Source organism: uncultured Cellulomonas sp., from assembly GCF_963527515.1.
Lineage (GTDB): Bacteria > Actinomycetota > Actinomycetes > Actinomycetales > Cellulomonadaceae > Cellulomonas.
The window spans coordinates 20,831-39,986 of sequence record NZ_CAURTV010000013.1 but is presented as its reverse complement, the minus strand read 5'-3'; the positions used below and the strand labels follow the sequence as shown (position 1 = coordinate 39,986).

Genomic DNA, 19,156 nt, shown 5'->3' with positions numbered 1-19,156 from the left:
GATGCCCAGGCGTGGGACTGCGTGTGTCACGGCTCCTCCTCGTGCCCCGGGCGGGTCCCCCTGGTCGGGGGACCCGCCCGGCTCGGTCAGGCTGGCTCAGGACTCGAAGGCCGTCGGCAGGTACTGGTCGACGTTCTCCTTGGTCACCACGGGTGCGAACAGCTGGATGGTGCGCGGCACCTCGACCTCGACCAGGTCGCTCATCGACTTCTGCTGCACCAGCAGGCGGGCCAGCCGGATGCCGTCCGCGGCCTGCGTGGACGGGTAGATGACCGTGGCCTTGAGCACCGAGTCGTCGGCCTTGATGGCGTCCATGACGTTCTTGGAGCCGGCGCCGCCGACCATGATGAACTCGTCGCGACCGGCGTTCTCGATGGCCGCCAGGACGCCGACGCCCTGGTCGTCGTCGTGGTTCCAGATCGCGTCGAGCTCGGGGGCCGCCTGCAGCAGGTTGGCCGCCGCGGACTCGCCGCCCTGGACCGTGAAGTCCGCCGCGACGCGGTTGCTGACCGACAGGCCGCAGGCCGCGAGCGCGTCCTCGAAGCCCTGGCTGCGGTCCTGAGTCAGGGGCAGGGAGTCGATGCCGGCGATCTCGGCGACCTTGGCATCGGCGTTCCCACCCAGCTCGCCGCAGATGTAGGCGCCGGCGCTGACGCCCATGCCGTAGTTGTCGCCCAGGACCGTGAGCCGTGCGGCGTCGGGGTCCTCGAACTCGCGGTCGACGTTGACGACGACGATGCCGGCCTGCATGGCCTTGATCGCGACCTCGGTGAGCGCCGCGCCGTCGAACGGCAGGAGCACGATGGCGTCGACGCCGTCGTTGATGAACTGCTCGACCTGGCTGATCTGCAGGTTCACGTCGTTGGTGGCCTCGGCCTGCACCAGCTCGACGTCGGAGAACTTGGCGGCCTCGGCGACGGCGGACTTGGTGATCGAGCCCATCCAGCCGTGGTCGGCGGCGGGGGCCGAGAACCCGATGACGACCTCGTCGCCGGGCTCGTCGTTGCCGGACGCGGGAGCGGCGGCGGGAGGGGCCTCGTCGGTCTCCTCGGCCTCCGGGGTGTTGGACGTACAGCCGACCACCAGGGCGAGTGCGGCGACGGTGCCGGCGGTGGCGAGCCACTTTCGGCGCAGGGCTACAGACATGACGATCCTCCTTGATCGAGCGGGCGTGCGGGGGCGGAGCGGGATGAGGTCAGGTTCCGGCGCGGGAGCGCTCGGCGAGCCGCTGCTGGAGCAGCACGGCGACGACGATGATCACGCCCTTGGCGATGTTCTGCGCCGAGATGGAGAGGTTGTTCTGCGTGAAGACGTTCTGGAGCGTGGTGAAGATCAGGACGCCCAGGACGGTGCCGACGATCGTGCCGCGGCCACCGATGAGCAGGGTCCCGCCGACCACCACGGCGGCGATGGCGTCGAGCTCGTAGAGCTGGCCGTTGGTGGAGCTGCCCGCCGTGGTGCGGCCGAGCATCATGACGCCGCCGATCCCGGCCGTGAGGCCCGCCAGGGCGTACAGGTACATCGTGTGGCGCCTCACCTTGATGCCCGCCAGCCGCGCGGCCTCGGGGTTGCCACCGACCGCGATCGTGCGACGGCCGAACGTGGTGCGGTTCAGCAGGATCCAGCCCGCCACGGCGACGAGCAGGAAGATCCACACGAGCATCGGCAGGCCGAGCGGCGACGAGCGGAAGAAGTCGAGGAAGCCGTCCACGCGCACGATCTGCGTCTGCCGGTTGGCGATGATCTCCGCCAGGCCGCGCGCCGCCACGAGCATGGCCAGCGTCGCGATGAACGCGACCACCTTGCCGTACGCGATGAGCACGCCGTTGACCACCCCCGCGCCGATACCGACGCCGAGCGCGCAGAGCACGATCACGATCCAGTGCACGTCCTCGGCCATCGTCTGGGTGGCCAGGGTCGACGCCCACACGGACGACAGCCCGACGACCGAGCCGACGGACAGGTCGATCCCGCCGCCGGTGATGACGAAGGTCATCCCGATGCTCAGCACGCCGATCACCGCGGCGAGCCGCAGGATGGTGAGCAGGTTGTCGATGCTGGCGAACCGCTCACCCGCGGTGATCACGCCGAAGACGCAGATCGCCACCAACGCGATGACGAGACCGAGGTTGCGCCCGGTCGCGCCGCTCAGGAGACCGCCGCGGCGCCTCTGCCCGGCCTTGGCCACCTGCTCCACCCGGGCGGACTCGTCCGCGGCGGGGACTGTCACGTCCTGGTCGCTCACGCGGCACTTCCTTCCATGACGAGGTCGAGCACACGGTGCTCGTCGATGTGGTCCGCCGGTCCCTCGTGGACCACGCGCCCTTCGGAGACCACCAGGACGCGGTCGGACAGGCCGATCACCTCCGGGATGTCGCTGGAGACCACCACCACGGCGGCGCCCTGCGCGGCCAGGTCGGCGATCAGCCCGTAGATCTCGGCGCGCGCCCCGACGTCGACGCCGCGGGTGGGCTCGTCGAGCAGCAGCACCCGGCAGCCGTGCACCAGCCAGCGGGCGAGCAGCACCTTCTGCTGGTTGCCGCCGGAGAGGGTCCGCGCGCTGCGGTCCGGGTCGGACGGCCGCACGTCGAGCGCCTCGATCTGCTCGCGCGCCACCCGGCGCTCCGCACCCTCGTCGAGGAACGAAGCCCTCGAGTTGCGCCCGAAGGTGGAGAGCGTGATGTTCCGGTAGACCGGCTCGTCGAGGATCAGCCCCTGGCTCTTGCGCTCCTCGGGGCTCAGCCCGATGCCGGCGCTCACCGCGTCGCTGACCGAACCGGCGCGCAGCTTCCGGTCACCCACGTGGACGCTGCCCGTGGTCGCCTTGCGGGCGCCGAACACGGTCTCGAGGATCTCGGACCGTCCGGAGCCGACCAGCCCGGCCAGGCCGACGACCTCTCCGGCACGGACCTCGAACGACACGTCCGTGAACGCGCCGCGCAGCCCGAGGCCGTCGACGCGCAGGACCGTGGCGGCGTCCTCGGGCACGCGGTCCCGCGCGGGGATGGCGTACTCGACGTTGCGGCCGGTCATCAGCTTGATCAGCTCCGCGGTCGACGTCTCGGCGACCGGGAGCCCGGTGGCGACGGTGCGACCGTCCTTGAGCACGGTGATGCGGTCGCCGATCTGCCGGATCTCGTCGAGGCGGTGGGAGATGTAGACGACCGCGACGCCCGAGGCGGTCAGCTCGCGGACCACGCGGAACAGGTTGGTGACCTCCTCCGCGTCGAGCACGGCGGACGGCTCGTCCATCACGATCACGCGGGCGTCGTGCGACAGGGCGCGGGCCATGCTGACGATCTGCTTGCCGGCGGCGGACAGCCGGCCGACCTCCCGGTGCGGGGAGAGGTCTCCGTGGCCGAGCCGCTTGAGCAGCGCCCGGGTGTGGGCGGTGGCTGCACGGCGCTGCGAGAACCCGGCGGTGGCCAGCTCGTGACCGAGGTAGATGTTCTCCGCCACGGACAGCCCGTCGACGACGTCGAGCTCCTGGTACATCGTCGCGATGCCCAGCTTGAGGCCCGCGACCGGGTGCGTGATGGTGACCGGCTTCCCGTCCAGCAGGATCTCGCCCTCGGTCGGCTGGTGGGCACCGGCGAGCACCTTGATGAGCGTCGACTTGCCCGCGCCGTTCTGGCCCAGCAGGCAGTGGACCTCGCCCGCCCGGATCTCCAGGTCGACGCCGTCCAGCGCCCGGGCTCCCGGGAACTGCTTCACGATGCCGCGCATCTGCAGCAGCGGCGGGTCTTCGTTGACCATGCGCCGAAGGTAGAACCCACTTCTGCCGTGGGTCAAGCAGAAGTCGCCACCAATGTGTCATGGTTACGTGAACGTGACCTACGTAAGGCGGAATGGTTCACTGTGCGCATGGACGAGCTCGTGAAGTTCGCTCCCCGGCCGACAGGCGCCGGGGAGATGTTCCAGCTCCTCCGCGACCGGCAGCCACGCACCCGCTCCGACCTGGCCACCCTCACCGGGCAAGCGCGTTCCACCATCGCGGCCCGCGTCGACCTCCTGCTCTCCTCCGGGTTCGTCGCGCCGGCCGGCGAGGCCAGCTCCACCGGCGGCCGCCCGCCCGCCACGTTCGCGTTCAACCCGTCGGCCCGCGTGGTGCTCGCGGTCGACCTGGGCGCCACCCACTCGCGCCTGGCGCTCACCGACCTCGTCGGCACGGTGCTGGCCGAGCACCACGAGACCATCGCGATCGCCGAGGGTCCCGGACCGGTGCTGGACCGCGTGGTCGAGGTCGGTCTGGACCTGCTCGCGACCGCCGGCCGGCCGCTCGGTGACCTGGTCAGCGTGGGCGTGGGGCTGCCCGGGCCGGTCGAGCACTCCACCGGCCGGCCGATCAACCCGCCGATCATGCCGGGCTGGGACGACGCCGACGTCCCCGCGCTCCTGTCCCGCAAGCTGCGCGTCCCGGTGCTCGTGGACAACGACGTGAACGTCATGGCGCTCGGCGAGCACACGAGCCAGTGGCCGGAGGTCGACCACCTCCTGTTCGTCAAGGTCGCCACGGGCATCGGCGCCGGGATCATCTCCGACGGCCAGATCCGCCGCGGCGCCCAGGGCGCTGCCGGCGACCTCGGCCACATCGCCGTCCCCGGCGGCCTCGACCGGCCGTGCCGGTGCGGGAACACCGGCTGCCTGGAGGCGGTGGCCAGCGGGCCTGCCATCGCGAGCGCGCTGCGCGACGCCACGACGAGCGCCGACGTCGTCGCGCTGGTCCGTTCGGGTGATCTCGACGCCAGCCGCGAGGTGCGTGCGGCGGGCCGGCACCTCGGCGAGGTGCTGGCCGCGTGCGTGAGCATGCTCAACCCCTCGGTCATCGTCATCGGGGGCGTCGTCGCGGAGGCGGGTGAGCACCTGCTGGCCGGCATCCGTGAGGTCGTCTACCGGCGGTCTCTCCCCCTGGCCACCCAGCACCTGCGTATCGTCGCTTCCCGGACGAAGGGACGAGCAGGCGTGCTGGGTGCGAGCGCGATGGCGTCCGAGCACGTCCTGTCCGCCGCCGCCATCGACGCGCTGATCAGCTAGGAGACCGCCGTGGCACCACAACGCCGTGCCCTCGTCGTCCGCGGCGGCTGGGACGGGCACGCTCCCGAGGAGGCCGCCGAGCTGTTCGTGCCGTTCCTGCGGGAGCACGACTTCGACGTGGTGGTCGAGGGGTCGCTCGAGGCCTACGCAGACCCGGACCTCATGGCGGCCACCGACCTGGTGGTCCAGTGCTGGACCATGGGCGACATCCTGGCCGACGAGCTGCGGGGACTGCGCACCGCGGTCGCGGCCGGCACCGGGCTGGCCGGCTGGCACGGCGGCATCGTCGACTCGTTCCGGATCGCCACCGACTACCTCCAGCTCGTCGGCGCCCAGTTCGCGGCGCACCCCGGCGGCACCCTGGTCGAGCACACCATCGAGGTGACCGGCGACCACCCGATCGTCGAGGGCCTGGACGACTTCACGCTGCGCTCCGAGCAGTACTGGCTGCTCACGGACCCGCTCAACGACGTCCTGGCGACGACGACGATCACGCCCGGCCCCGACGACCCGTGGCACGAGCCCGTCACGTCACCCGCCGTCTGGACCCGCCGCTGGGGCGCCGGTCGCGTGTTCGTGTGCGCGCCAGGTCACCTGCTGGCTGACCTCGAGGTGCCCTCGATCAGGACGATCATCGAGCGCGGCCTGCTCTGGGCGGCCCGCTGACCCGTCCGGTCCGTGAAGGCGACAGCCGCTCGCGTCCGGTCCGGGGAGGTTCGTCCTGCCGACGCAGGGGAGCTCAGGCGCTCGACCCGCTGGGGAGGCCGGGCGACCAGCGAAGCTCTCGGTACACGTACCGTTCCGCCGGCTGGAACCCGAGCGACCAGTAGAGCTCGCCGGCGGCGGTGTTCTCGGCCTCGACCTGGAGGAAGGCTCGCCGGGCACCCCGCCGGACTGCCTCGTCGAGCGCGCGGACGGTCAGGTAGCGGCCGAGTCCGTGGCGCCGCGCGGGCTGCGTGACGACGAGGCACGACAGGGCGACCCAGTCCTCCGCGAACGCGGCACGGATGACCCCGACCAGGCCGGTCGCGTCGGTCGCGGTGAGGTAGACCGCCGGTGCCCCGCCGAGCACCTCCCGGGCCAGCCGCAGGCTCGTGTCGTCCGCCTGCGCCGCAGAGCCGGTGGTGTGCAGCCGGGCCTTCGAGCCGGACCACGCGGCGAGCCAGGCGTCGTCCGGTCGGTCGGCGGCGGAGACGCGCACCGCACCGGCCGACGTGCGGATCCCCCCGGGGTGCGGCTCGAGCCCGTCGAGCTCGCGTACCAGCACGTCGGTCCGGGACATCACCTCGTAGTCGCGCAGAGCCAGGAGGTCGTCCAGACCCCGCGGCGACGCGCGGCAGACGCGCACGATCGCCGGCTGGCCCTCGCGGGCGTAGAGGGCCTCGATCCGGTCGAGCGTGGCCGTGATGTCGGGGGGAGTCCCGAGCGGCAGCACGCTGTTGGCCCGCCGGGTCAACCCACCCGACAGCCCGACCTTCCAGCCGTCCACGTCGACCACCCGCGCCGGTGGCCACGTGGCGAGCTCGACCAGCGCGCCGGGGGCGTCCGGCGGTGTCCACGTGAACACCCGCAGGTGCACGTCGACGTGCCCCCAGTCGCGGTCCGGCACCGCGACGAAACCGAGCCGCCGGTACAGCCGGTGCGCGGCCTGCATCGAGTCGAGCGTGGACAGCACCACGCGCGTCGCACCGCCCGCGACCGCCTCCCGCAGCGCGGTCGCCATCAGCAGCTCGGCGATCCCCCGGCGTCGTGCCTCCGGGGCCACCGCGAGCATCCGGATCTCCGCCTCGCCCGGATCCGCGGTCTCGGCGTACGAGGTCCCGTAGAACGCGAGCGTCACGGTGCCGACGACGACGAGCTCGTCCGAGCCCGCACGCGGTACCAGCGCTACCAGCAGGGTCGCCTCCAGCGCACGCCGCTCGGCATCGCGGAGCTCGTCCGCGTAGGAGTCGGTGTCGTCCAGCAACCGGTCGGCCAGGTACGCCTCGGCAGTGAGCGCCCCGGCGTCGGCCACCTCCGAACCGGCCGCCACCCGGACGACGACACCGGTCACGTCACGCCTCCACGGGGCCTGTCGGGGTGTCGGTCGCCGTGTCCCCCACGCCCGCGGGACCCTGCGCCAGCAACGCCTCGAACCCGGCCTCGTCCAGGATCCGCAGCCCCAGCTCGCGCGCCTTGGCCTCCTTGGACCCCGCGTTCTCCCCGACCACCACGTAGTCGGTCTTCTTCGACACGCTCCCCGCCGACTTGCCGCCGCGCGCCAGGATCGCCTCCTTGGCACCGTCCCGGCTGAACCGCTCGAGCCCACCGGTGACCACGACCGTCAGTCCCTCGAGCGTGCGCGGCGCGGACTCGTCGCGCTCCTCGTGCATCCGCACTCCCGCCGCGGCCCACTTCTCGACGATCGCCGCGTGCCACTTGTCGTCCTCGCCCGGCTGCTCGAACCACGACACCACCGCGGTCGCGATGGTCGGGCCGACCCCCTCGGCCGCGCCGATCTCCTCCTCGGTCGCCGTCGCGATCGCCGGGATCGACGCGAAGTGCTGCGCCAGCGCCCGCGCCGCCGTGGGCCCCACGTGCCGGATGGACAGCGCGACGATCACCCGCCAGAGCGCCGCCTGCTTCGCCTTCTCCAGGTTGCCGAGCAGGGCCGTGCCGGTCGCGTTCAGGTCCCCCGCGTCCCGGACCACGCCGCCGACCTTGGAGCTGGTGGACAGGGTGAACAGCGGCACCTGGCGCAGCGCGTCCGCATCGAGCGCGAACAGGTCGCCCTCGTCGGTCACCACGCCCGCGGTCAGCAGCGCGCTGGCCGCCTCCCAGCCGAGAGCCTCGATGTCGAAGGCCCCGCGCGAGGCCACATGGAAGAGCCGCTCGCGCAGCTGCGACGGGCACGACCGCTGGTTGGGGCACCGGATGTCGACGTCGCCCTCCTTGGCCGGCGCCAGCGGCGTGCCACAGGACGGGCACTCGGTGGGCATCACGAACGCACGCTCGGTGCCGTCGCGCAGGTCCACCACCGGCCCCACGATCTCCGGGATCACGTCCCCGGCCTTCCGCAGCACCACCGTGTCTCCGATCAGCACGCCCTTGCGGGCCACCTCGCTGGCGTTGTGCAGCGTCGCCATCTCGACCGTCGACCCCGACACGAACACCGGCTCCATCACCCCGTACGGCGTCACGCGGCCCGTCCGGCCCACGTTGACGCGGATGTCCAGGAGCTTGGTGTTCACCTCCTCGGGCGGGTACTTGTACGCGATCGCCCAGCGCGGCGCCCGGCTGGTGGACCCGAGCCGGCGCTGCAGCGCGATCTCGTCGACCTTGACGACGATGCCGTCGATCTCGTGCTCGACGTCGTGCCGGTGCTCGCCGTAGTGCGCGATCATCTCCCGCACGCCGTCGAGCCCCTCGACGATCCGCGTGTGCCCGGAGACCGGGACGCCCCAGCCGGCCAGCAGGTCGTAGACCTGCGACTGCCGCTCGATGCCGGTCCCGCGGCCGGCGCCCCAGACCAGGGCGCCGATGCCGTGCGCGTACATCCGCAGGTCCCGCGAGGCCGTGACCCGCGGGTCCTTCTGCCGCAGCGAGCCCGCGGCCGCGTTGCGGGGGTTGGCGAACGGGCTCTTGCCCGCCGCGACCTGCGACTCGTTGAGCTCGGTGAACGCCGCGACCGGCAGGAACACCTCCCCGCGGATCTCGATGCGCTCCGGGTGGGTGGCCGGGTCCCCGCCGAGCATGTCCGGGATGGTCGCGATGGTACGGACGTTGAGCGTGACGTCCTCACCGGTGCGCCCGTCGCCGCGCGTCGCGGCCCGGACCAGCCGGCCCTTCTCGTACAGCAGCGCGATGGCGAGACCGTCGATCTTGAGCTCGCACAGGTAGTGGATCGCGGCTTCGGACTCGAGGTCCCGGTGCAGGCGGCCCGCCCACGTGGCGATGTCCTCGTCGGAGAACGCGTTGTCCAGCGACAGCATCCGCTCCACGTGCTGGACCGACGCGAACTCCGTGGAGAACGTCCCGCCCACCCGCTGCGTCGGGGAGTCCGGCGTGCGCAGGCCCGGGTGCTCCTCCTCGAGCGCCATCAGCTCGCGCAGACGCTCGTCGTACTCCTTGTCCGACGACACCGGGGCGTCGCGGATGTAGTACGCGAACTGGTCCGCCTCGATCAGGCCGGCCAGCTCCGCCCAGCGGTGTCGCGCGTCGGCGGGGATCTCGGTCTCGGCAGAGGCGCTCACGGGCGCGGGTGCTTCGTCGCTCACCCGGTCATCCTCTCGCGCGCCGCCCACACGCGCGCCAACAGGCTCAGGCGGGTCGGGTGGACGACCGGCGCCGCTGCAGCCACGGGCCGAGCAGGAGCACCAGGCAGACCAGCACGCCGCCGACCGCGAGCACGGCCCCGGCGGTGAACAGCGCGGTCGACGCGGAGGCCACCACGACCTCCGTCGACTCGCCGGCGACGTCCCAGGTGCAGACCGCCTGCGGCGGGACGACCGTGTACCGCACGGTCGCGGAGTCGGTGCCGGCCGAGTACGCCGCGACGCACGGGTCCAGGTCCTCGTTCGACGCGGTCAGCGTGGTCACGCCGATGCCGGTGTAGACCACGACGAGCAGCACCATCCCGACGATGGCCGCACCCGACGCCACCAGCAGGGCGAGAGCACGCCGCACGCTCGGCTGTGCAGCCACGCTCACCCCTCCGCCTTCTCCGCCACGATCCGGGCGGCACGCACCAGACCGGCCAGCACGGCCCGCGCGTCGTCCGGGCCGCCTCGGCCGGTGACGTCACCGGTCAGCAGCACGACGTCGCGCAGCCCGGCCATCGACAGCCCGACGGACCGCCACGGCCGGGTGAGCGTATCGGCCTGACCGGCCACGTCCGGTCCGGCGCACTGCGACGACGCCTGCGGCCGGAGCTCGGGCCAGAAGGCCAGGCCGCCCTCGACCACCTCGGCCACCTTCTCCCAGCTGTGCTCGTCGAGCGCGCTCACCGCCAGCGCAAAGCCGTCCACGGCCGCCGCGCGGATGGCACCGAGCGACGTCCACGCCGTGCCGCCGTGCACGATCACCCGGGCGCCGTCCAACGCACGGGCCACCTCGCCGATGCGCTCCGCGGCCACCGGGCCGGGGACCGAGCGCAGCGCGGAGTAGCCGGAGAACGACGGCAGCACCCCGGCCATCACCTGCGCGAGCAGGGGTTCGTGCAGGAGGACGGTCGGCTCGGCGCCGGGCACCGCGCGGCGGATGGCAGCCAGGTGCTCCGCGATCCCGGCGGCCAAGGACGCGGCGAGCTCGCGGACCGCGCCGGTGTCGGAGACCACGCGGTCACCGCGCGCGAGGTAGAGCGAGGCGGCGAGGGTCATCGGCCCCAGCACGGGCACGACGAGCGGGCCGGCCCAGCCGTGCCCGGCGACCGCGAGCGCGTCGAGGTCCTCCCGCAGGTAGGCCTGCGCCCGGGCGAGGTCGCGGCTGGGCCGGTCGGCGAGCTTCCAGCCGTGCGCGCCGAGCTCGCTGGGCAGCTCCGCGAGGAGCGCGGACGCGCGGCCGGTGCGGTCGGACCACGGCCCCCGCTCGGCGAGCTGCACGACGAACGGCAGGCCGGCCACCTCGGACGGGGTGTCGACGAGGTCCCCGACCACCACGGTCTGCGCCTCGAGCACGTCCAGTCCCGGCCACGGACCGGTGCCCGTGACGCCCGGCCGTCCCCCGGTCACCGGGCGACGCCGGCGGTGGCGCGCTGCGCGGCGGTGACGGTCGCCTGACCGAGCACCCGGGTGCCGTCGTAGAGCACGGCCGACTGGCCGGGCGCGACCCCGCGCAGCGCACCGGCCTCGTCGAGCACGATCTCGACCACGCCGTCGCGGACGGTCGCACGCGCGGGCACGGCGGCACCGTGCGCCCGGACCTGCACGGAGCACCCGAAGGAGCCGTCCGCGTCCGCGAACCACACGCCCCGGTCCGCCTCGACCGCCCGGACGGCCAGGTCGTCGACGGATCCGACGACCACCCGGTTGCGCACCGGCTCGACGGAGAGCACGTACCGCGGCCTGCCGTCCGGGGCGGGCCGGCCGATCGCCAGGCCGCGGCGCTGGCCCACCGTGTACGCGTACGCACCGTCGTGCTCCCCGAGGACGGCACCGGAGGCGTCGACGATCTCGCCGGGCTGCGACCCGAGCCGCGAGCGCAGGAAGCCCTGGGTGTCCCCGTCGGCGACGAAGCAGATGTCGTACGAGTCGGGCTTGGCCGACACGGACAGGCCGCGGGCGGCCGCCTCCGCACGCGTCTCGTCCTTGGAGGCGACGTCGCCGAGCGGGAACATCGAGCGCGCCAGCCGCTCCGGGCCCATCACGGCCAGCACGTAGGACTGGTCCTTGGCCAGGTCCCGCGCGCGGTGCAGCTCCCGGGTGCCGTCGTCCCGCGTCTCGATCCGCGCGTAGTGACCGGTGCAGACCGCGTCGAACCCGAGGGCGACGGCCTTGTCCAGCAGCGTGGCGAACTTGATGTGCTCGTTGCAGCGGACGCACGGGTTGGGGGTGCGGCCGGCCTCGTACTCGGCGACGAAGTCCGCCACCACGGTCTCCTCGAACCGCTCCGACAGATCCCACACGTAGTACGGGATGCCCAGCACGTCGGCCGCGCGGCGGGCGTCGCCGGCGTCCTCGATCGAGCAGCAGCCCCGGGAGCCCGTGCGGAACTGGTCCCGGGTGCGGGACAGGGCCATGTGCACGCCGACCACGTCGTGCCCGGCGTCGACCGCACGGGCGGCGGCCACGGCGGAGTCGACACCGCCGGACAGCGCGGCCAGCACGCGCATCAGGAACCCACCCCGACCGTCGCCAGCCCGGCGGCACGCGCCCGGTCGACGACACCCGGCAGCACGGTCAGCAGCGCCTCGACGTCCTGCTGCGTCGAGGTGTGCCCGAGGCTGAACCGCAGCGCACCACGGGCCGCCAGCTCGTCGACGCCCATGGCCAGCAGCACGTGGCTGGGCCGCGGCACCCCGGCCTGGCACGCGGACCCGGTCGACGCCTCGACACCGGCGGAGTCGAGCAGGTAGAGCAGCGAGTCGCCCTCGCAGCCGGGAAACGTGAAGTGCGCGTTGGCGGGCAGGCGGCGGGAGGTGTCCCGCGGACCCTGCAGCACCGCGTCCGGCACGAGCGACTCCACGCCCTCGACCAGGGCGTCGCGGAGCGCTCCCACGCGCGTCGCGAACTCCGTGCGGGCGGCCACCGCCCGGTCCACGGCGACACCGAAGGACGCCAGCACCGCGGCGTCGAGCGTCCCCGACCGCACGCCGCGCTCCTGCCCGCCGCCGTGCAGCACAGGGGTGAGGTCGAGGCCGCGGCGCGCCAGCAGGGCACCGGCGCTGCCTGGTCCGCCCACCTTGTGCCCGGAGACGGTCATCGCGTCGAGGCCCGAGGCGCCGAAGTCGACGGGCACCTGGCCGACCGCCTGCACCGCGTCGGCGTGCACGGGGACCCCGAACCGGCGCGCCAGGGCCACCACGTCGTCCAGCGGCTGGAGAGCGCCCACCTCGTTGTTGGCCCACATCACGGAGATCAGCGCGGCCTGCTCGCCGTGCCGCTCGAGCTCCTCCCGCAGCGCGTCCACCTCGAGCACGCCGTCGGCGTCGACCGGCAGCAGCACCAGCTCGGCGCCCGCGTGCTCGGCCATCCAGAACGCCGGGTCCAGCACCGCGTGGTGCTCCACCGCGGAGACCAGGAGGCGCAGCCGGCGCGGGTCGTGGGTGCGCCGGGCCCAGAACAGTCCCTTGACCGCGAGGTTGTCCGCCTCGGTCCCGCCGGAGGTCCAGACGACCTCGCTGGGCCGCGCGCCCAGGGCCGCCGCGAGCAGCTCCCGCGACTCCTCGACCACGCGCCGGGCGGCGCGTCCGGAGGAGTGCAGGGACGAGGGGTTGCCGGGACGCGCGAGCTGCTCGGCGAGCACCCGCGTGGCCTCGGGGATCATGGGCGTGGTGGCCGCATGATCGAGATACACGCTCATCGCCTCCAGTCTACGAACGGAACGGCCGACTCCCCGACCGCACACCTGGTGGGATCACCCGACAGGTGCCGGTCACGAACTGGCAGGATGTGCCGCGTGAGTGCCGACGACGTCATCGCCCTCCCGCTCGCCTTCAGCGGCCAGCGGCTGGACTGGCGCGACCTCCCCCGGCACGTGCGGACCCGGATCGCCGAGCTGGCCGGCGCCCAGGTGACCGCGGAGATCAGTGCGACCAGCGGGTTCAGCCCCGGGTTCGCGGCTGTCCTGGAGCTCGCCGACGGGCGCGGCGTCTTCGTCAAGGCGGTCTCGGGCGAGCAGAACCCCGTCTCCCCCGACCTCGCGCGCGCCGAGATCCGAGTGTCGCGCGCGCTGCCGCCGCAGGTCCCCGCACCGCGGCTGCTCTGGTCCTCCGACGACGGCGACTGGGTCATCCTCGGGTTCGAGGTGGTGCACGGTCGCTCGCCCGAGCTGCCGTGGAAGCCGGACGACATGCGCGCCGTGGCCGACGCGCTGGGAGCGCTTGCAGACGCCGAGCCGCTGCCCGGCCACAGCCTCCTGCGCACCGACGACCAGCTGGCGGAGGACTTCACCGGCTGGCGCAGGCTGCGGGCGCTGGACGGCGCGACGCTGAACCACTACGCGGACCTGGCCGGGGACGTCGGACGGTGGGCGCTGGAGAACGTCGAGCAGCTGGTCCGCTGGGAGCAGGACTCCCTGCGGGTGTGTGCCGGCGACGCGCTCGTGCACGGTGACCTGCGGGCCGACAACGTGATGATCGACCCGGACCACCACGGCCACCGGGTCTGGCTCATCGACTGGCCGCACGCGAGCGTCGGCGCACCGTGGCTCGACCTCGCGTTCATGCTGCCGAGCGTGGCCCTCCAGGGCGGCGGTGACCCGGTCACCAACTTCCGCTCGCACGCCATCTCGGACGGCGTGCACGACGACGACCTGCGCGCCGGGCTCGCCGGGCTGTCCGGCTACTTCGCGTGGAGCTCGCGGCAGCCGGCCCCGCTCGGCATCCCCAACCTGCGCCGGTTCCAGGCCGCGCAGGGCGTCGCGACGGTCCGCTGGCTGCGCGACCTGTCCTGACCGTCAGGCGCCGGCCGGCCCGTCGCCCTCGAGCTTGCGCTCCCGGTCGCGCAGCTGCGCCTCCCAGTCCTTGAGCATCTTCTCGTGCTCCTCGTCGGAGGCGCGCAGGCCGGCGAGGAACTGCGGGTCGTCGTCCGGGGCCGTCGGTCGCGGGCGCTCGTACTCCGGGAAGCCGGCCGTCTGCGTCGAGGGCCAGGGCACGTTCCGCGCCGGCCGGTGCTCCGGGCGCCCCGCCACGAGCCACGCGATGCCGCCGACCAGCGGCAGCAGGATGATGACGAACACCCAGGTGGTCTTGGACAGGTTGCGCGGGACGTCCGTCTGGATGCAGTCGATCAGGCAGTAGACCAGGAGCGCGGCCTCGATGAGGAACGGCAGGTAGCGGATCACGCATCTCTCCTCGGACGCCCGCCCGGCGTGCTGACAGCCGGGCCCGAGCGCACGCTAGCGGAGCGACCGGACCGCTGTCCGGGGTTTCGGAGGGCGAGCGTCAGCCCTTGAGGCGGCGGAGCTCCGCGGCGGCCTGCGGGACGACGGTGAACAGGTCCCCGACGACGCCGAAGTCCGCGATCTCGAAGATCGGGGCGTCCGGGTCGGAGTTGATCGCGACGATCGTGCCGGACGCCTGCATGCCGCCGCGGTGGTGCACCGCGCCGGAGACGCCGACCCCGATGTACAGCCGGGGCGCGATGGTCACGCCGGTCTGGCCGATCTGCGCGTCGTGCCCGATCCACCCCTCGTCGGTGGCCACGCGCGTGGCGCCGACCGCCCCGCCGAGCACGTCGGCCAGCTCCTCGACGACGGAGAAGTCTCCCTCGGTGCCGCGGCCGCCGGCCACGACGATGCTCGCGCTGCCGAGGTCGGGCCGGGTGCTGACGGGCCGCTCGGTGCGCTCGACCAGCGTGACGCGCCGCGCCTTGTCGCTCACGGTGACCGCGTGCTCGCCGATCTGCGGTGCGGGGGCGTCGTCCAGCACGACGGGCTGCACGGCGTTGGGCTTCACGGTGACGATCGCCAGCGGCGCCGTGATCGCGCACGAGGTGGTCCACGTCCCCGCGAACACGGTCTTCGAGGCCACGTAGCGACCGTCGACCAGAGCGACACCGTCGGCGTCCGTGACGACCCCCGCGCCGGTGCTCACCGCGAGCCGGGCCGCCGCTTCCTTGTTCTCGAACGAGGAGACGAGCAGGAGCAGCCCGGCGCCCGTGGCGTCCAGCAGCGACGCGAGCGCCTCGGCCAGCACGGCGGACAGGTGCAGGTCCGCGTCGGCGACGAGCCGGTGCACGTGCGTGGCGCCCAGGGCGCCCAGCTCGGCGGCGACCTCGGCGGACGGCTCGACACCGTCGACGGCCCAGGCTGCGTGCACCCCGGCACCGCCCGCGAGCTCCCACGCGAGCGTGAGGAGCTCGCGCGCCGGCGCGCGCAGGCGTCCGGCCTCGGTGTGGTCGACGAGCACGAGCACGGGTGCGGTCACGGCGGTGGCTTCCCTCGGGTGGCGGAGCGGGTCAGACGAGCTGGTTGTCGACGAGGTACGCGGCCAGCCGAGCACCGGCGTCGCCCGTGTCCTGCACGAGCACGCGATTCTCGCGCGCCGGGCGGGCGGCCGCCTCGAGCACCTGCGTGCGGGCGCCCACCGCACCGACGCGGGACGCGTCGACGCCCAGGTCGGTCAGCGACAGGGTGGTGATCGGCTTCTTGCGGGCGGCCATGATGCCCTTGAAGTTGGGGTAGCGCGGCTCGTTGGCCTGGTCGGTCACCGACACGAGCGCCGGCAGCGGCGCCTCGAGGACCTCGGACGCGTGGTCGAGGTTGCGGCGCACCCGTACGGTCCCGCCCTCGACGGTGAGCTCCGCCGCCAGCGGCAGGGCGGGCAGGTCGAGCAGCTCGGCGAGCGCGGTGGGCAGGAGCGACGTCAGCCCGTCCAGCCCCGCCATGCCCGTGATCACGAGGTCGACGTGCTCCTGGGCGTCCAGGTGCTGGACGGCGGCGGCGAGGACCCGCGCGGTGCCGATCACGTCCGAGCCGGCGACGGCGTCGTCGACCACGTGGACCGCCTCGTCGACACCCAGCTGCAGGCCGCGGCGCACCGCGTCGGCGGCGTCGTCGGGACCCACGGTCAGGGCGGTGACCGATCCCCCGACGCTCTCCACCAGCGCGAGCGCCGCCTCGAGGGCGTTCTCGTCCAGCTCGTTGATCGTGCCGTCCCCGCCGTCGCGGACCACGCGACCGTCGGGGCCCAGGGCCCGCTCGGACTGGATGTCAGGGACATGCTTCACGCAGACGACGATCCTCACCCGCGGAACGTTACCGCCCGCCCAGGACGCGGCGGGCACGGGGTCCCGGTGGCGAGACGCCGACACCTGTGGGTTTCGTCCCTCACAATGTCCGGGTGACCCAGCCCTCCCCGCGCCGGCGTCCGCCACGACTCGGTGTGCACGTCACCGGCGACGGCGTGGATGTCGCCGTCCACGCCGCGCACGCCACCGGCGTCGACCTGTGCCTGTTCGACGGGGACGACCTCACGGTCGAGCGCCGGGTCCCGCTGGCCGGACCGGTGCGGGGCGTGTTCAGCGCCTCGGTGCCCGGCGTCCTCCCCGGCCAGCGCTACGGCTTCCGGGCGCACGGTCCCTGGGAGCCCGCGGCAGGACACCGGCACAATCCGGCCAAGCTGCTGGTGGACCCGTACGCGCGCGGGCTGGACGGCGAGGTCGCGCACACGCCGCAGACCTACGGTCACGTGGTCGGCCCGGACCTGTCCGGCGACCCGTACGGCCCGGCGGACGGTCGCGACTCGGCGGGCCACGTGCCGTTCTCCGTCGTCGTGGACACCGACCACCTGCCCGGTCCGGACCCGGCCGCCAACCGCCCGTGGACCCCCTGGTCGCACACGGTGGTCTACGAGGCGCACGTCCGCGGCCTGACCATGCTCGACGACCGCCTGCCCGTGGAGCTGCGCGGCACCTTCGCGGGTCTCGCGCACCCGGCGGTGCTCGACCACCTGCTGGGGCTCGGGGTGACCGCCGTCGAGTTGCTGCCCGTGCACGCGTTCTCCTCCGAGCCGCACCTGGTGAGCAAGGGCCTGAGCAACTACTGGGGCTACAGCACGCTCGGCTTCTTCGCCCCGCACGCGGCCTTCGCGACGGCTGCCGCACGGGCGCAGGGGCCTGCCGCGGTGCTCGCCGAGCTGCGCGGCGCGGTGCACGCCCTGCACGAGGCGGGTCTCGAGGTCCTGCTCGACGTGGTCTACAACCACACGTGCGAGGGCGGGCTGCCGGGCCAGCACCTGTCCTGGCGCGGGCTGGACAACACGACCTACTACGCGCACGACGGCGGCGCCCCCGCCTCCCTCGCCGACGTCACGGGGACCGGGAACACGCTCGACTTCCGCCGCGCCGAGGTGGTCCGCATGACGATGGACTCGCTGCGGTACTGGGCCGAGGTGGTGGGCGTCGACGGGTTCCGGTTCGACCTGGCCGTGACGCTCGGACGCGACGCGAGCGGCTTCTCCCCGGACCACCCGGCACTGGTCGCCATGGCGACCGAGCCGGCGCTGCACGGGCTCAAGCTCGTCGCGGAGCCGTGGGACGTCGGCCCCGGGGGCTGGCGCACCGGGCAGTTCCCGCTTCCGTTCGGGGAGTGGAACGACCGGTTCCGCAACGCCGCGCGCTCGTTCTGGCTGGCCGACCCCGGCCGCGCCGCGCACGGTCTGCCGGGCCACCGCGTCCGGGACCTGGCCACCCGCCTGTCCGGGTCGGTCGACCTGTTCGGCCACAGCGACCCGCCCCTGGTCCGCGGGCCGGCCGCGTCGGTCAACTACGTCACCGCCCACGACGGGTTCACGCTCGCCGACCTGGTCGCCTACGACCACAAGCACAACGCGGCGAACGGCGAGCAGAACCGCGACGGCAGCGACGACAACCGGTCGTGGAACCACGGTATCGAGGGGCACGTCGGGGCGGACTCCCCGGCCGTGGACATCGTCCCGCTGCGGCGGCGCTCGATACGCAACCTGTTCGCCACCCTGGTGCTCGCGGCCGGCACGCCGATGATCACGGCGGGCGACGAGATGGGTCGAACGCAGCAGGGCAACAACAACGCGTACTGCCAGGACAACGAGATCTCCTGGGTGCACTGGGACTCGGCGCCGTGGCGCAAGGACCTGCTGGCCACGGCCCGGTGGCTCCTCCTGCTGCGCCGCGAGCACCCCGCCCTGCGCACGGAGCAGTTCTACTCCGGGCGCCCGTCCGTGCCGGGCCGCCGCCCGGACCTCGCGTGGTTCGACGCGCTCGGTGTGCCGTTCGACCACGACCGCTGGCACGACCCGTCGATCCGCACGCTCCAGATGGTCCGTGCCGCGCCGCCGCCCGAGCAGGACACCGTGCTGCTGGTCATCAACGGGTCGCTCGACGCGGTGCACCTGATCCTGGCCGACGACCACGGGGGGCACTGGCAGCTCGCCTGGGACTCCGTGTGGGAGAGCCCGGCCGAGGAGCGGGCGGCCGCGATCGAGGGCGGCCTGCACGCGGAGCCGGGCGAGGCGACCGTCGTCGAGGCGCTGAGCATGCGGGTCTACGTGCTGGACCGGCCCTAGCCTCGCCGGCTCGGCCGCACCATCGCCGTGCTGTCGGGGGCGCGGAAGCCGTGTCGCTCGTACAGCCCGTGGGCGTCACCGGTGAACAGCACCCAGCGGAAGTCCGCGCCGGGGCCGTCGTCGATCATCGTCGTGACGATCCGGTGCCCCAGGCCCGCGCCGCGGTGCGCGGCGTCGACGAACACGTCCGCCAGGTACGCGAACCCGACGCCGTCCGAGACGGCACGGGCGAACCCGACCAGCTCCCCGGTCGACGCGACGTACGCACCGACCACCCGCCACGCCCCGGCGACCTGCTGCTCCACCTCGTCGCGGCTGCGCCAGCGCCCCCAGTACGCCTCCGTGGACAGGAAGCGCCAGATCGCCTCCCGGTCCAGGCGGTCGACGGCGTCGCTGAGCTCGTAGGTCACGACATCGGATCGTAGGGAGCATCGCAGGGAA

At 73.5% G+C, this 19,156-nt stretch carries 17 protein-coding genes; 4 read left to right on the top strand and 13 right to left on the bottom strand.

Going from position 1 to position 19,156, the window contains the following annotated elements; translation table 11 throughout:
- Positions 1-96: 96 nt before the first annotated feature.
- From RYN42_RS05865 to RYN42_RS05855, 3 genes are read right to left on the bottom strand one after another with little or no spacing between them, the layout of a single operon-like run.
- The gene (locus tag RYN42_RS05865; protein ID WP_315094544.1) at positions 97-1,146 is read right to left on the bottom strand and encodes a substrate-binding domain-containing protein; all 1,050 of its coding nucleotides are present in this window, start codon (positions 1,144-1,146) and stop codon (positions 97-99) included.
- A 49-nt stretch (positions 1,147-1,195) separates the two neighbouring features.
- Positions 1,196-2,245, bottom strand: coding sequence for an ABC transporter permease (locus RYN42_RS05860; RefSeq protein WP_399552407.1), 1,050 nt, complete (start codon positions 2,243-2,245; stop codon positions 1,196-1,198).
- A complete protein-coding gene (locus RYN42_RS05855; RefSeq protein WP_315094542.1) occupies positions 2,242-3,756 on the bottom strand; it encodes a sugar ABC transporter ATP-binding protein in 1,515 nt (504 codons plus the stop codon). The genes RYN42_RS05860 and RYN42_RS05855 overlap by 4 nt, the downstream gene beginning before the upstream one ends.
- A gap of 108 nt (positions 3,757-3,864) precedes the next feature.
- On the opposite strand from RYN42_RS05855, the gene RYN42_RS05850 reads away from it, so the two are divergent.
- A complete protein-coding gene (locus RYN42_RS05850; protein WP_315094541.1) occupies positions 3,865-5,034 on the top strand; it encodes an ROK family protein in 1,170 nt (389 codons plus the stop codon).
- A 9-nt stretch (positions 5,035-5,043) separates the two neighbouring features.
- The gene (locus RYN42_RS05845; RefSeq protein WP_315094540.1) at positions 5,044-5,700 is read left to right on the top strand and encodes a ThuA domain-containing protein; all 657 of its coding nucleotides are present in this window, start codon (positions 5,044-5,046) and stop codon (positions 5,698-5,700) included.
- Positions 5,701-5,773: 73 nt separating this feature from the next.
- On the opposite strand, the gene RYN42_RS05840 is transcribed toward RYN42_RS05845, so the two are convergent.
- The 6 genes from RYN42_RS05840 to RYN42_RS05815 are packed head-to-tail and all read right to left on the bottom strand — an operon-like array spanning position 5,774 to position 13,032.
- A complete protein-coding gene (locus RYN42_RS05840; protein WP_315094538.1) occupies positions 5,774-7,087 on the bottom strand; it encodes a GNAT family N-acetyltransferase in 1,314 nt (437 codons plus the stop codon).
- Between the two features lies 1 nt (position 7,088).
- Entirely contained in the window at positions 7,089-9,290 is a 2,202-nt protein-coding gene (gene ligA / locus RYN42_RS05835) for an NAD-dependent DNA ligase LigA (RefSeq protein WP_399552406.1), read from the bottom strand.
- 43 nt (positions 9,291-9,333) lie between these two features.
- Positions 9,334-9,717: a hypothetical protein gene (locus RYN42_RS05830; RefSeq protein ID WP_315094536.1), complete on the bottom strand. Its 384-nt coding sequence runs from the start codon at positions 9,715-9,717 to the stop codon at positions 9,334-9,336.
- Between the two features lie 2 nt (positions 9,718-9,719).
- Positions 9,720-10,742: a hypothetical protein gene (locus RYN42_RS05825; RefSeq protein ID WP_315094534.1), complete on the bottom strand. Its 1,023-nt coding sequence runs from the start codon at positions 10,740-10,742 to the stop codon at positions 9,720-9,722.
- Positions 10,739-11,842 (bottom strand): tRNA 2-thiouridine(34) synthase MnmA, encoded by a 1,104-nt coding sequence (gene mnmA / locus RYN42_RS05820; protein ID WP_315094532.1) that lies wholly within the window; start codon positions 11,840-11,842, stop codon positions 10,739-10,741. Before mnmA ends, RYN42_RS05825 begins: the two co-directional genes overlap by 4 nt.
- Positions 11,842-13,032 (bottom strand): cysteine desulfurase family protein, encoded by a 1,191-nt coding sequence (locus RYN42_RS05815; protein ID WP_315094531.1) that lies wholly within the window; start codon positions 13,030-13,032, stop codon positions 11,842-11,844. Before RYN42_RS05815 ends, mnmA begins: the two co-directional genes overlap by 1 nt.
- Positions 13,033-13,128: 96 nt before the next feature.
- Between RYN42_RS05815 and RYN42_RS05810 the strand changes: the two genes are divergently transcribed.
- Complete coding sequence (locus RYN42_RS05810; protein WP_315094530.1) at positions 13,129-14,124, top strand: phosphotransferase; 996 nt, start codon at positions 13,129-13,131, stop codon at positions 14,122-14,124.
- 3 nt (positions 14,125-14,127) lie between these two features.
- On the opposite strand, the gene RYN42_RS05805 is transcribed toward RYN42_RS05810, so the two are convergent.
- From RYN42_RS05805 to RYN42_RS05795, 3 genes are all read right to left on the bottom strand, one after another.
- The gene (locus RYN42_RS05805; RefSeq protein WP_315094528.1) at positions 14,128-14,514 is read right to left on the bottom strand and encodes a PLD nuclease N-terminal domain-containing protein; all 387 of its coding nucleotides are present in this window, start codon (positions 14,512-14,514) and stop codon (positions 14,128-14,130) included.
- 100 nt (positions 14,515-14,614) lie between these two features.
- Positions 14,615-15,598 carry an electron transfer flavoprotein subunit alpha/FixB family protein gene (locus RYN42_RS05800; RefSeq protein WP_315094526.1) on the bottom strand — a complete coding sequence of 328 codons (984 nt, stop codon included), beginning with the start codon at positions 15,596-15,598 and terminating at the stop codon, positions 14,615-14,617.
- A gap of 31 nt (positions 15,599-15,629) precedes the next feature.
- The gene (locus tag RYN42_RS05795) at positions 15,630-16,418 is read right to left on the bottom strand and encodes an electron transfer flavoprotein subunit beta/FixA family protein (protein ID WP_315094524.1); all 789 of its coding nucleotides are present in this window, start codon (positions 16,416-16,418) and stop codon (positions 15,630-15,632) included.
- A 95-nt stretch (positions 16,419-16,513) separates the two neighbouring features.
- Here RYN42_RS05795 and glgX point away from each other — a divergent pair, with 95 nt between their 5' ends.
- Entirely contained in the window at positions 16,514-18,715 is a 2,202-nt protein-coding gene (gene glgX / locus RYN42_RS05790) for a glycogen debranching protein GlgX (RefSeq protein WP_315094522.1), read from the top strand.
- On the opposite strand, the gene RYN42_RS05785 is transcribed toward glgX, so the two are convergent.
- Positions 18,712-19,125, bottom strand: a complete 414-nt coding sequence (locus tag RYN42_RS05785; RefSeq protein ID WP_315094520.1) for a GNAT family N-acetyltransferase — start codon at positions 19,123-19,125, stop codon at positions 18,712-18,714. The genes glgX and RYN42_RS05785 overlap by 4 nt on opposite strands.
- Positions 19,126-19,156: the final 31 nt, after the last annotated feature.